The sequence below is a fragment of the Aquitalea sp. FG25 genome (assembly GCF_057809375.1).
The window spans coordinates 51,466-64,173 of record NZ_JBMDJV010000012.1; the positions used below are offsets into that span (position 1 = coordinate 51,466).

Annotated in this window: 17 protein-coding genes; all 17 read right to left on the reverse strand. The window is 49.2% G+C overall.

What is annotated here, in order from left to right; genetic code table 11:
- Nucleotides 1-131: 131 nt before the first annotated feature.
- Nucleotides 132-323, reverse strand: a complete 192-nt coding sequence (locus ACODR9_RS12175) for a hypothetical protein (RefSeq protein ID WP_488809560.1) — start codon at nt 321-323, stop codon at nt 132-134.
- A gap of 706 nt (nt 324-1,029) precedes the next feature.
- The gene (locus ACODR9_RS12180) at nt 1,030-1,749 is read right to left on the reverse strand and encodes a hypothetical protein (RefSeq protein ID WP_488809561.1); all 720 of its coding nucleotides are present in this window, start codon (nt 1,747-1,749) and stop codon (nt 1,030-1,032) included.
- Nucleotides 1,750-1,836: 87 nt separating this feature from the next.
- A complete protein-coding gene (locus ACODR9_RS12185; RefSeq protein ID WP_488809562.1) occupies nt 1,837-2,181 on the reverse strand; it encodes a hypothetical protein in 345 nt (114 codons plus the stop codon).
- A gap of 438 nt (nt 2,182-2,619) precedes the next feature.
- A complete protein-coding gene (locus ACODR9_RS12190; RefSeq protein ID WP_488809563.1) occupies nt 2,620-2,802 on the reverse strand; it encodes a hypothetical protein in 183 nt (60 codons plus the stop codon).
- 82 nt (nt 2,803-2,884) lie between these two features.
- Nucleotides 2,885-3,028: a hypothetical protein gene (locus ACODR9_RS12195; RefSeq protein WP_488809564.1), complete on the reverse strand. Its 144-nt coding sequence runs from the start codon at nt 3,026-3,028 to the stop codon at nt 2,885-2,887.
- 72 nt (nt 3,029-3,100) lie between these two features.
- Entirely contained in the window at nt 3,101-3,856 is a 756-nt protein-coding gene (locus ACODR9_RS12200; protein ID WP_488809565.1) for a DUF7007 domain-containing protein, read from the reverse strand.
- 254 nt (nt 3,857-4,110) lie between these two features.
- Entirely contained in the window at nt 4,111-4,845 is a 735-nt protein-coding gene (locus ACODR9_RS12205) for a hypothetical protein (RefSeq protein ID WP_488809566.1), read from the reverse strand.
- Nucleotides 4,846-5,278: 433 nt separating this feature from the next.
- Complete coding sequence (locus ACODR9_RS12210) at nt 5,279-5,719, reverse strand: hypothetical protein (protein WP_488809567.1); 441 nt, start codon at nt 5,717-5,719, stop codon at nt 5,279-5,281.
- 111 nt (nt 5,720-5,830) lie between these two features.
- Entirely contained in the window at nt 5,831-6,253 is a 423-nt protein-coding gene (locus ACODR9_RS12215) for a hypothetical protein (RefSeq protein ID WP_488809568.1), read from the reverse strand.
- Nucleotides 6,254-6,277: 24 nt separating this feature from the next.
- Complete coding sequence (locus ACODR9_RS12220; RefSeq protein WP_488809569.1) at nt 6,278-6,922, reverse strand: DUF262 domain-containing protein; 645 nt, start codon at nt 6,920-6,922, stop codon at nt 6,278-6,280.
- A 33-nt stretch (nt 6,923-6,955) separates the two neighbouring features.
- A complete protein-coding gene (locus ACODR9_RS12225; RefSeq protein WP_488809570.1) occupies nt 6,956-7,330 on the reverse strand; it encodes a hypothetical protein in 375 nt (124 codons plus the stop codon).
- Between the two features lie 217 nt (nt 7,331-7,547).
- The gene (locus ACODR9_RS12230; RefSeq protein WP_488809571.1) at nt 7,548-8,594 is read right to left on the reverse strand and encodes a hypothetical protein; all 1,047 of its coding nucleotides are present in this window, start codon (nt 8,592-8,594) and stop codon (nt 7,548-7,550) included.
- Between the two features lie 75 nt (nt 8,595-8,669).
- Nucleotides 8,670-9,215 (reverse strand): hypothetical protein, encoded by a 546-nt coding sequence (locus ACODR9_RS12235; RefSeq protein ID WP_488809572.1) that lies wholly within the window; start codon nt 9,213-9,215, stop codon nt 8,670-8,672.
- Between the two features lie 282 nt (nt 9,216-9,497).
- Entirely contained in the window at nt 9,498-9,917 is a 420-nt protein-coding gene (locus ACODR9_RS12240; RefSeq protein ID WP_488809573.1) for a hypothetical protein, read from the reverse strand.
- 121 nt (nt 9,918-10,038) lie between these two features.
- Complete coding sequence (locus ACODR9_RS12245) at nt 10,039-10,314, reverse strand: hypothetical protein (RefSeq protein WP_488809574.1); 276 nt, start codon at nt 10,312-10,314, stop codon at nt 10,039-10,041.
- Between the two features lie 208 nt (nt 10,315-10,522).
- Entirely contained in the window at nt 10,523-10,981 is a 459-nt protein-coding gene (locus ACODR9_RS12250; RefSeq protein WP_488809575.1) for a hypothetical protein, read from the reverse strand.
- A 74-nt stretch (nt 10,982-11,055) separates the two neighbouring features.
- Nucleotides 11,056-12,492: a DNA cytosine methyltransferase gene (locus tag ACODR9_RS12255; RefSeq protein ID WP_488809576.1), complete on the reverse strand. Its 1,437-nt coding sequence runs from the start codon at nt 12,490-12,492 to the stop codon at nt 11,056-11,058.
- Nucleotides 12,493-12,708 lie beyond the last annotated feature (216 nt).

Consider the following 12,708-nt stretch of genomic DNA (forward strand, 5'->3'; position numbering starts at 1 on the left):
CCCCTTTGATAAATACAGTGACCCTCCGCTCGGAAAGGTCTCCGTAAGGATATTAAAGAAATGCTGAATGAAGGCTTAAAGTAATTCTTTTAGCCATATCAATTTCGTGAGCAACAACATCTTATGCTTCACTATTGAAGATTTATGTTGCTACTTTCCTGATTATTGAACGCTTCAGATGCATCGACTTGACCACGCTCTCCAGGAACATGCGTATCGACCAGACCCTCATCAACAGCGCAATCGTAGCAAAGGCCTTCCCATACGCCTCTTTTGCCAATTTCGCTGTTGCATTCTTTGCAGTGAGTAACGGTTGTAGACATGGTGATTCTCCATTGGGTAATAGAATGCGAATTCCTAGCAGGAATTCGAATACAGGTTGGGTAAGTAATTTGACCGGCGAAGTGCCTACAAGCAGGAAGCACATTCAAGGGATAAGTAGATAATTAAAACTAGGTATACAAGTGACCTGTTCGGTCTGGGTAAGTGCGCGGATGCACAATGCCATAAGGCAAGAGGAGCCATAATTCTACACTAAAGTTCACAGAGCGAGTGCGAAATCGACCAAAAGAAATTACCCTCTTACTGTGAGCAAGCCGACAAGGGTCTTCCGGATATCCTCGCGCAGGCCACGCTCTTTTATGCCTCGGAGGGAAGTACTGATCTGAGAGAACGTCATCCAGGTGATGGGCCTGCATTCTGATTCTCTGCATTGCTGTTGATGGTCTGTGCGGTGACAATGAATACTGAACTGTCCAATGTCACATGGTTATCACAAGGAGCGAACTCCACACAGCAAATAGGAAGTCGCTCCCCGAAATCCCCATTTTTCAGACAGAGCACCGTTGTCAGTTGCAACCAAAACAGCAGGCTTCAGCTTGTGACCGTCACTACACATCCGTGCCATACTGACCAGCAGATCAAGACTGATCTCTCGGAGTTTCTGGATAAATTCTTCCGAAGTCAGTGAATCAACGACATTGCGCGCGTTCAGGCCAAACCGGGAAAGAATTTGCCATTTCTGTGTAATCACTTCTGGTGAGCGATGGGAATGATGCGTCGTGTTCTCTCAGCGTCCTCTTCAAGTGCCTGTTCTTCTTTGTCAAAGATGCCGACTTTGATCAGTCGAAGCAAGATTGCTTTGCTCGACCGACCCAACGCTATCGCAACCACATCCAATGAAGGGTGTCCCGGAGCCGCCCAGAGCGATTTTAGCAGTCTGTCGGATGCGGAGTCCCAGACTTTTCCAGCAGAGGCCCTGTGCGGCCCTTTTGGCGCTTCACGGCCTGCCGCAACCTGACTGCCGGGGAATGAAGGGACATCAAGCCAAAAGGTGTTGCTGCCCTTCTTGATTCTCCGCAGGGTGTCCTCTGCAGCAGCCTCCTCCATTGACACATACAAGCCCATGTGGACCAGGCAAACGAGCACTGCGACTGGGGTGCGATCCAGGCGTTTGGCAACGTCACTGGAAGTTACATCCGTTTCGACCGTCCAGAGTGCTTTAAGCCGGTTGTTGTCGGCTACGCTCCATGGCGTGCCTGTTTTACTCTGCTTGCCATCATGACGGCCAACACCTTTCTCTACTTGGTACGCCGGCGGCACAGACTGACTTGCACAACGTCGCAACTCCTCAAGGTATTGGGAGCGCAGTTTATCAAGCCGTGGATTGTGCTCGATCTGAATCGGCCTCTTTGTGACTGGGTCTATTCCTGAGTTGAGTAATTCAACTATCTCAAGCTCTCGCATCATTTCTTTACCGGGTGATGGACACAGTAAAAATGGACATGAAAACGGGCGCTACGCACCCGTTATTTCAGATTAGCGTAGCAAATGGCGTTAGAAACTGGCAATGGGGTAACCAATGCCAAGACGTTCCTTACAAAGATGATCAGGGAATCCAGCCATGTGGAGACCTTTGTCCTTGATGGAAATCAGCTTCAGAATTGAAACAGTGGAAACTTGACGGGCAACGATGTTGATGTGATGACCACCTCTGTATACAGACCACTTAGCTGAATCCATACTGCGGGACAATTCGTCATAGCCTTCTTCTAAGGTTTCAAGATGGCTTACCGTCATGCACGCGTTGATCAGCTCTTGCTGATCGTCTGCTGGCACAGATGCAAAGTTAAATGTATAGACTCGAAGCATGGTTTTCTTTCTATTATCTCTGACAGGCACGACTACTTTCCCAACTTTGCACGAATCCTAACATTGTTGGCAACTTGTTTTTTTATTCACACGAATGAAAAGTTAAGACGTTAAAAGATATTTAGCAATTAAATGCCTTCATGATCGTATCCTTGGAGGCTTTCCTCATGTCCTGCATGGCTACTTCGGGTACGCATTAAATGGCTACTGTATGGAAGCAATTCATATCAGAAAAGCGGCAAAATTTGGTATCGACTACGTCGGAAAATTGGCGCATTTCTTTATCAAAATCTCGCTAAACCCGCAGTAAAGATACGTTTGGAGCGACGTGGGGATGGCAAAATGCAGATTGATCGACAAGACAAAAGCCCCTATCAACTGAATTTCAGTGATAGGGGCTTTGTGGTAATGGCCTAGAGTCTGTATTCATCCAAGGATGAGCAAGGACGTAAGGCGTAATGGCTGAAATTACTGATTCAGAATGTGATCGCAAGCGGCGATAACATCAGCCTCGGACAATTCAAGGTTCAAAGCCTCGGCGGAATTTTCCACCGCACCACGAACATTGTCTTCATCAAGACTGAAATCATGCTTTTTGGACATATGAATCACATGTTCTGCAACATCAATCACATTTTCAGTCAAATTCATTGCGTATGCCTTTTGTTGCAAGTACATGAGGCACTTGCACGGTTACGGGCTAAGCGTTGTATTGCGTCGAAGTCCGACGAGGCTAGTGCGCTTCTGAACCAGTGATTTCGCAGATGGGCCAAACACTGACAACTTCGTTACCGAAGTCATCGGTGATAAACAGGTACATCGGCGATGAGTAAAAGCCATCCAGGGGTTCGTACAGGTTGCTAGAAACAGGAAACATGGGTAACTCCAGTGGGGATTGGAGGACTTCCGCCCAGGGGGCGGAAATCCTGAGGGTAGTGAATGAAGAGTGTTAGGCAGAAGCCGTGTGATGACGATCAGCAAAACGAATGTCCATTCGTGCGAACCAGAGTCGTACATCTTCCACATAGCTGAAACGCGGGATGTGGCGGAAGTCGGAATCGATTCGCATGCCGGTCGTTTTGATGTTCGTAAACACCAGCCAAAGGTTCTCAAGCTGGGCCTCACGAAGACTCGGATCAACAAACAAGCCGTCTTGATCGGCCTGCTTATCAAACGCCGGGTCGATCACCAGGCGCGGTTCAGCATCGCGCTCTACCGGTACAAGCCAGTGCGTGATATCGCCGCTGCTGTAACTCCCCTTCACGGCCGATACGTACACATAGCCGGTTGGGTTGTAATAACTGGCAGAGCGGAAGGTGTTGAACCGCACGTAGTTGGTTTTCAATGCTTCATAAAACGCATTGTCTTTCAACGCCTCGCTTTCATGCACTTCCAACTTACGGCCATACAAAGGCTCCCACAGGTGCGGGTATGCATTACGCAGGGACTTCTCAGCGTCTTCCTCATGGCCCTTGAAGAACTCAGGGAATGCCAAGTGAACAATGCTTACATCGATGTCTTCCTCGAACCACCCACTTCCGTCGCCCTCAAGATGATTAGGCTTCGGTTTCAGGCATTCAGGCATCTGCCCAATGCGCCACGGCTGTAGATGAATACCGCCATGCGTGCCTGTGGTTACTTGGATGATGCCGGGGGCGATTTCCGTGGAAGTGTGAACCTTGCCCCATGGTGAAGAGGTAATCATGTTGTCTCCTTTCCCCGAAGGGATGTCTATTGAGATGGCGTCCCCCCGTACGGGGTAGATTCCATGCATGGGTAAGAAGGCCCAAAAGGGCCGTGGAAGATCGTCAATGAAGACGAGTGGTTAATTAGCTTGCGAACCTGCTTTGTAACCTGCCAGGTATTCATCCCGGTAAACCGGGAGATCTGGCGAACAGGCCGGGTGGCCAGTAAAAGCATCTCGGAAACCGTCGCAGAAGAATGTGCTATTCGTCATGGTCAGTCATTCTGCTTGAGCATTTCGATGAGACCCTGACGGACGGACTTGCGAAGTTCCGGATCGATGATGCCACGCAGTTGCTCACTGACAGAGGAGTAAATCAGCCAGGACATCGGCCCATGGTTTTTACTCTCCGCATGCGATGCTACCGACTTGGCCAGACCCAGATTGATCTGGCTATCAGAAACGGCGTGGTAGTCCTTGGTGACCAGCTCCTGACGGCTAATGCCAATGTGGTCACCGACTTGCATACCGTTATCGGATGCATGCAGAACAACACCAGTCAGGTTATGGCCATCATTGAACAGCTGAGCCATTTTGAAGAGCACTTCAACTTCAATAGGCTCATCAGCCTTAACCGCCTCTATCGAGGGCAGCATGTCCGCAGTCAACTTGTTACTGTCGATACGGAACTTGGTATTCAGCAGCGGGATCCAGTAGGACAAATCATCGAAGCCTTCGAATTCTTCAGTCGGCGCATTGAGACCTAGTACTTCAACCCGTTCCCAGATAGCAATTGCCACACCGGCCCAGGTCAAAACATGGTCACAACAATCTACGAACAATGCCCGTTGGCCTTCGATCAGAGTCTTTTGAATGCGCCCTACTTCGTCCTCATCTTCGAGGTAAAACGAAGCAAAAAACGCACTGATAATGGGAGTAATAATCGGGCTGCCGTTGAACTGCAGGTAGCCACCAATCTTTGCGTACTTCCAGATGTCATGCTTCTTCATGGGATGATTCCTGTGATGAAGCGGAGCAACCCCATTTGGGGCTTAGCCCCGCAAGGGTTGAACTACAGACAAACGGTAACTGGCCTGCTAAATGCAGGGAGCAAGATCAACGGCAATTCTTATTCAGATGGCCAACTCTTGAACGGAATCCATTAACGCAGGATCACGCCGACACAGGGCCTCGAAGGGTCTTGTCTGATGTCTGGTTGAGATTTTGAGCACCGGGTGGGCTCTGGGTGGGGTACTTGATTGAAGCGTGCACGTACGTGCAGAGAGTTGAGCATTGCGCTCAGTGGTAAATGCTGATTTCTCAGCTAAGTCATCACAGGCAATGTGACAACAAAAGATCCGAAGATCGGTAGAAATTGAACTATACCCGGTTCGCTATAAAAGAAAAAGGCCCCTAAAAACCAGGGGCCTTACTATTTCATGCTCATGCCGTTTTAGCAGCAGACTTGATTCTCAAAATTGCCAAGTCTTTCAGAAAATCAAAAAACAAGTCCCCAGCCAAAGCAAGAACTGCGACCGTAGTCAGTGTGAAAAACGGGTAAGTAGTGCCGTGCATCATATAGATTGTCGGCAACGTAATCAGTGAGATCAGCAGGGTGAAGTAGCGCCGGAACGGGGAACGAACTTCATCATTTGCCACGTCTTCCGCTGACTTGATCATGGCAACTTTCCACTCCATCCAGCCAGTCAACACCAGGCCCAAGGAACACAAAACACCCCATGCAACAGACAAAGATGGGAGTCCGCCAGACCACAAAATAACGTCCCGTGGCGTGTAGGTGAAGGTGCATTCACGATAGATCACAAGAAGGAAGGTAAGTCCAACCAAGAATTTGGTAGCTGGAATTGCTCGATATAAAAGCATGTTGGGTGTCCGTTCAGTATTGCTTGGAAAGTGTAGCGGCAAACGCCACCTTGTCAATCGCGCAGCATGTAAACAAAAACCCGGCAGAGCCGGGTTCAGGAGGTAAGTGGGTTAGCAGGTGTCAGGAAGTTGTATCTGGATATCGGATAAAAACCCGCCGAATTGGCCAAAGTGGGCGACGATGTAATCTTCTGTGTTCTTGAAGATGATGTGAATGTTCACATCTACCAAATCGTAGTCATCACCAATGCTTTCCGGTGGCGCTCTGGTGCTAATCGCCAGGGCGCAGTGTGAGACACTATCCATGAACGTCAGGGCATCAATCTCTTTCCGCTCAGAATCGAGAAGAACGAGGACGAAGTCATACGAAAAACGGACTTCAGACATGCCCAGACTGATCATCTGCTGAACAGCGGGTTCGAAACGATCTGCCAGTTTCTCCGGGATGAACGCCACTACGGCGCTCACCTCCTCAGGGAAGCCTGACAGATTGAAATCAATCCCGGTGCTGGTTACACGCGGGGTATCCATCATGAAGTTACTTTGGGTGGGAGACTGTCATTCCTGACCGTCTTGGTGGTTGCGTGGCATTTCGACTTCATTGGACAAGGCCTCTTTGTAGAGGCCTCGTACACGCTGGATTTCCTCTTCCGAATGCGGCGTGCCGCCGGCGTTCAAGTCAAGGTAATGAAGCAGGAGGTCAGAACGACAGTTGAACTCATAAACTTCCACATGGAAGCAGTACTGGTTCGGGCTAAATTCACTGCCTCGCAAATCCTGCAGGGAAAGCCCAAATGGCAGGATTTCTCCGACCATCCACGCTTTCGCAGCAGTAAAGCGCTGCAGCCCATCGATACACTCAGTCGGGTGCGATACATCCGCATCACGATCCCAACGGGTGTAGTACGGAGCATTGAACTGCAGCACTAGGCCGGGGCCTGTTACTGCATTCCGAAGTAAGTTCTCGATGTAACGACGCTGTTGGTCAGGCGACCAGACATGTCCTCGTTGAAAATCCGGATTCATTACAACGGGTTCTCGTGTCGCGGACTCAAGACTGCTCAACAGAAAATCGAGGTCGCTCAAATGGAAATCAGCCGTATATACCGTCTTTGGCCGCGGCTTGATAATGGCCGAAAGACGCTCGGATTTCTCTTTGAAGCGCTGTTTCGAAGCTTCTCTTTCTTCGGGTGTCATAGCCATGATGATTCCCTTGGGAATGGGGTAAGTCTGGCATTACCAGGGGATGTACTCGGAATCTTCTGCCATGTGCAGGGAACTGAAGTACTTGGTTTTGCCATTTTCCATACGCTCCAGCTGATCCAGCTTGCGCTGGAACTGGTAGGTATAGGTGGCATCGAAGCTGTGATCATCCGAAAGGGTTCTAATCTCTACGAAAGGCTTTTCCGGGGTGAAGGGTTCATCCGCTTCGCGGCTGAGGTTGCGAAGCGCATCAGCCAAAGCAGGTTTGGCCATTGCTTTACGTGACAGGCCTTCGACGATCACGGCTGGAGTACATTGAATGCGATCTTCTGACGCAAACAAGAACACCTTACGGCCTTCGTGGATCACAAAGAGAATGTCAAAAATCGGAGTATGAATGGTAGTCATGGGGTCACCTACTTAAAAAGTAGCCAACCCCGCCATGCGGGAGTTGGCCGCGTGGCTGGAAGAGCTGGAAGCTCATAGGGTAAATGCAATCCAAAATGGATGCGAACTGCAGAAGAACCTTGAGTTTATCGGGAACGACTGCTCAGAGCAATATCGTTTCAAGAAAACACGGAATAGCAAAAAGCCCTCTCAAATCGATGAGAGGGCTTGGGTTAAATCAATGGATTGGGTAAGAAGTACCGTCTTGGAAAAAGACAATACCATCCTGCACCGATACAAAGCCTTCAGTTTCCTTCAGGCTATTCAGCAAATCGCAGAGCCAGGCGTTCGGCATGAGTTTCGGGTCAGTCGTTACACCAGCATTCTCGCGAACAGCATGGCGTTCAATAATGCCCGACACCACATCACCTGCCAGGATGCCTTGGAATTGCTCATGCATCTGCTCTGCGGTGATCGTACCTTCCGAAGCAAACTTCAGATAGACCTCACGCAGAGCCTGCAATGCACTGAATGACTCAACAACGTCAGCCAGCAGCACTTCGGGCACAGCGTCCGGTGTGGATGCCGAGGCATGTTCACACTTGCCTTTCGGGTGTTCCACTTCAGGGTCAAAATCATCTTCCAGGTTGAGCCATTCCTCTTCGCCAACCTGACATCCGACGATGTCTGCAGCCTTCTTACGGTCGAGCAGGATCATCACATCGGCAATATCACGGTCTTTTTCCGGAAGGATGAAGATCGCAATGGCACCGGCCTGCAGGTAGGTACGCTTCCATTCAAGGGCTTCTTCCATGTCGTCAGCAGACCACCAGAGAAAACCGAGTTCAGGAATGGCACCATTCGTATCCAGCATGCAGAGTTTCTTCAGCAGATCAGTGTACGTATCACCGTCAAGGCCAACCACGCCATCAACCACGTCCATGGCCTGCTTGCAAACCTCAGAGTCGATCTCGCTGAGGATACGGAGTGCTTCGGTCAACGGCGAATCAGATTGCGGCGTCAACGATTGGAGTACCGCAATCGCATTCTGTACCGCGCAGCTTGATTTGTAAGTGGCAGACTTGTTAATGCCATAAATATTGGCCAGGCGGTAGTAATCCTCAGCCGAAGGCTCAGGAACATTACCGTAAACATTAACTTGGTCGTCCTCACGAATTGCGTTGTGGAAACGGACAAAATCCCAGGCGATCTTGTGCAGAACCGAATTGCTACCATCATCAACTGCACCAATAAGGGCCAGGGCTGCGTTAAAAGTCGTACTCATGATTTACATCCTTTAAAAAACAAAGATAACCCCGATACGGGGCTATCCTTTATGGTTAAGTTTTAAAAGTCAAATCTAAAGATTTATAGCTTCGACTCCGACAGTAATAAAGAAGATTAAAAATGGAGGAGGCAATTTCACACCGCCGAATTCATTTACTTGTCGCAGTGTTTTCATAAATGTGCATGACCATGCCCATCCATACGGAACAATTCTAGCCGGAATGATTTTCGACTTTTCGTCATATAACTGACTCACCTCCGGTGAACACTCCATTTCGAACACAGCCCATGCTTTAACAAAACTCAGCTTTGCATTTACAAAACCAAGCAATGATGTCGGCGTGTGAGTATTTAGGGTTACCAGAGGGTCATAGTCGTAGTCAGCTGCAATTTCAAGCGCATGAAGACGGCCTTTTTCATCCAGACAAGAGACCACTCTTTCAATTGCTTTGCAGTACGAAATAAATATTGGAGAGGTAGCGCTGACTTTGCCGCCCCCACGAGTTGACAAGGCCTCATATTGCAGCTCTTCCAATGCACACCGCCAGCTATCCTCTTCGTACCGATTGAGTCGGCCTTGACGGTTTTCTGCATTATTAATTCTAAGCCGAATACTCATGTTATACACCTTACGAATTCGCAAAAACGAAGCACCCCGACAAAGGAAGCCACGCGATGGTTAAATATAAACGGCATGGGTGACTAAACAAAACCGTAGCTTCATTCAGTGAACAGACCGTGTGTGTTACCCAGCAATGGGCAGATAGAAAATCATGCAAGTGCACCTAAAAGGCTAAGTTTCCACGGAATGCTTTCAGCCTGCCTCCTAGAACTGGACGTATGCAGAAGAGAAATGGCCCTTCTCTAACGAGAGGGGCCATGGGTTAGCACTTTATGTGGCTCATGCCGGAATAGAAATGCCGTAATTATCAACGATTTCATCCACAAGGCCGAAATCAGCCTTGAGCGACTTGCCGCCATCGATCTCAACTTCAGCTACGAGGGAGCCATCCCAACGAATGCTTAGCCGGCAATCGCTGACCGAGTAATCCGCCTTGAAGGTAGTAAAGGACTCACCTTCCGAATCCTTTACAATTACTTCCGCCTCTTCGCCTTCCGGCAGAGATTCGAAAAGCTCAAAAGCAGGCTTCAGGTTCATTGTGATATTGAAGAAGTCATTCTTCTTCAAAATTTCTGCCGCCTGAAGAACAGAATGAATCTGTTCCTGCGTGATGTAGATCTCAACCATATCAGGATCACAAAATACATCCTGATTCGAGGTGATATCGTTGGACTGCAAAGTAATAGAATCTTGACTCATGAAGAACTCCTTCGACGTGATCAAGGAGCCACCCATACGGGAGGCTCCCGTATGGGTTGTGAATGAAATTGTCTCAAGGCACTTAATAACTTCATTCGTCGAGAAACGCGACAGAATCTAGTTAAACGGTAGCCCATTCTGGTAGAACATCAACGGAATCCAGACCAAACTCTTCTGGGTCTTCCAGCGCTTCTTCATTGGAGTTAACCAGGCTGTCAGTCACATCTTCGAGCTGAGCACTGGTCGTAGACTTCCAGCCGAGGCCAGTGTGCATATCCATAAAGACTATCGTTTTACTAGCTGTGTCATAAACAAAACGAACGACACGTTCGCCGAATTCTTCGAAAATATGAGACCAGCCTTCAGCAACAAGGTATTTCGAGGGGTTATTTTGCATTTTTTAGCTCCAAATTAGATGCCACGATTTGTTCGCTAAACGGCTCGAAGCAAATCAACGGCTTTTATTATGTGAAGGCCATCTCACGATGACCTCAACATGAATACACGGAGCCCCCCGATTAGGAGGCATTCCCGCAGGGGTTGGTTTGGTATGGGTTAGATACTTGGTTTTCTAGCTGAAAATTCAGTATCTCTACAACAACTTCTTATTCCAGATCGATGCCATCCAGCAAATATGCAGATGGAAAGGCTTCCACCGTATCTGCCGCTTCTTCCAGCAAGCCGATGTCTACAACTTTGCCAGCAAAGTCCGGACTTTCGAAACCTTCACCGCAGTACAGCCAACGACAGTCCACCCCATAAAATACTTGGATTACTTCTGGGAAGATGCTGTTGACGTGCGCCAGGGCTTTTTGAATCTTGAAGGTTTTAGCCTTGTAGATAACAGATGTTTCTTCTACTGTCGCAGGCTTCCCGCACTCAATCCACTGTTCAAGCAAATCGACTGCCTCAGCCAAAATCTGTTCAACAGTTTGAGGCTGCGCTTGATCATCAATGAACCGTTGCATATCGCGAAGGCAAAGCTCGGTTGCATGTGCTGGACTGCCCGCTTTTTTCCAGCGGCGTTCCAGTGCCTCATGAACGGCTTGTACGATTTGTTTCATCTTCTACTCCTGCATATCGAATGCAAGGAGCCCCCTGCGGGGGCATCCCCGCTAGGGTTGTGAATGGATACTGCTTAAGCCGCAATGCGGCTTGCCATGGTGCTTACCGCAGCGACTTGACCAAACATGTTGAACTCATGGAAGGACATGCCGAGGCGTTGGCCAGTGGAAATGAAAGGACGAGTGCAAACAGACTGCCCTAGTGATTCATGACCAAAGGTTTGGGTAACGTTCTGGAACATATCCGGATAGGCATCCTTGACTTTCGCATGCTCCGTAACCGTAGGAATACGGTACAGATCCGGATTTTCGGGGTGCTGGATATAGGTGCCGGTACTTTGACGCTTATGCAGCGTTTTATTGAGAACAGGCACTTTCGTTGAATTGGCATCTACCACTGTCGGGGAGAATCCCTTCCCTGCAGCTTTGTCCTTTTCAAGCTTGCTCCAGATATAGTCAATGCGGCCCCAAGTAGAAGCATCCGGGGAAACATCTTCCATCACTTCACCAAAAGTAACTTCTTGCGGTTCCGGCTTCAGCAAATCGAAGTCGAAAGTAATTCCCTTCGTTACTGCCACCATGCACATCCGGCGGCGCTCCTCAAGGTGATTCCAGTCGCGAGAGTTCAATTCGGTTTCGTGAACCTCATAACCCAGGTCATTCAACATGGACCGGGCCAATGCAGCAGATGCCGTATTTAACCATTCGGTCACGCACTCCAGGACCAAGGACACGGGGCCCAGACGCGCAATGATCGAAAGCAATGGGACAACAAGGTGCCCTACTTCCGGGTGATTTTCAGGCATTGCGATCTTGTTTTTGGCTCGACCAGCAACACTTGCACCCGAGCACGGCACACCTGCGATCAAAATATCGACACGCGGCAGGTTACTCATCAGCCATTCGTCGAATGCCATTTCCTGCATCGGCATCGTCAAATCGATGGTTTCGTCCGTATGGATAGGGTTGTATTCCGCTGCATGATCTTGGCAGTCCTTGCGAATTTCATTGGAAAACACCAATTTCGTTTCGATACCGGATTGCTTAAGACCATCGTGGATAGCTCGATCCAAAATCCCGACACCAGCGGACAAAGACCCCAAGGAAAGCGGCTCTTTGTTCGACATCTTCGCTTTCAGGCGAGCCAGGCGCTCCTTTGCACGAAGCGCAGAAGCGAGAGGCATCACAATGATGCGCGTGGGTTGGACAATGATTCGAACTTCACTCAAACCAGAGAAAAGCTCATCAATCAACTCTTCACTATTGACATCGATAACCGGCACCACCCGATCGCCCCGCGACTTGGGTGTTACCTTGTATTTACCAGACTGGCCATCAGCCAGGGTCAGGGTAAGAATGGACCTCTTTGTATCTGCGTCCCGGTTATATGTTGCCCCCGGTTCGAATCCACCACGCAGAGCTTGGCCTCCTTCGATCCAGATGCGACGTTTACCGTGGGCCAGACCAATAGAACGTGTTTCAACGGCACGAATAGGACGTACATTTGCCATGGGAAAGCTCCAAATAGAGAACGAAGCTTCCCCAGCGGGAGAAGCCCCGCAAGGGTTTGATATAAACGGTAAGCACGACAAAGCGAAGCCTAAGCTTCTTTGTTCGAACTGACCGAGAGTGATGCCCAGGAGTAGGCGGATAGAAAACCAGGTAAGTGCGCCTGAAAGGCACGGGTACTACGAAGAATCTTCATTCTATTACACGCCCCAGGTTGG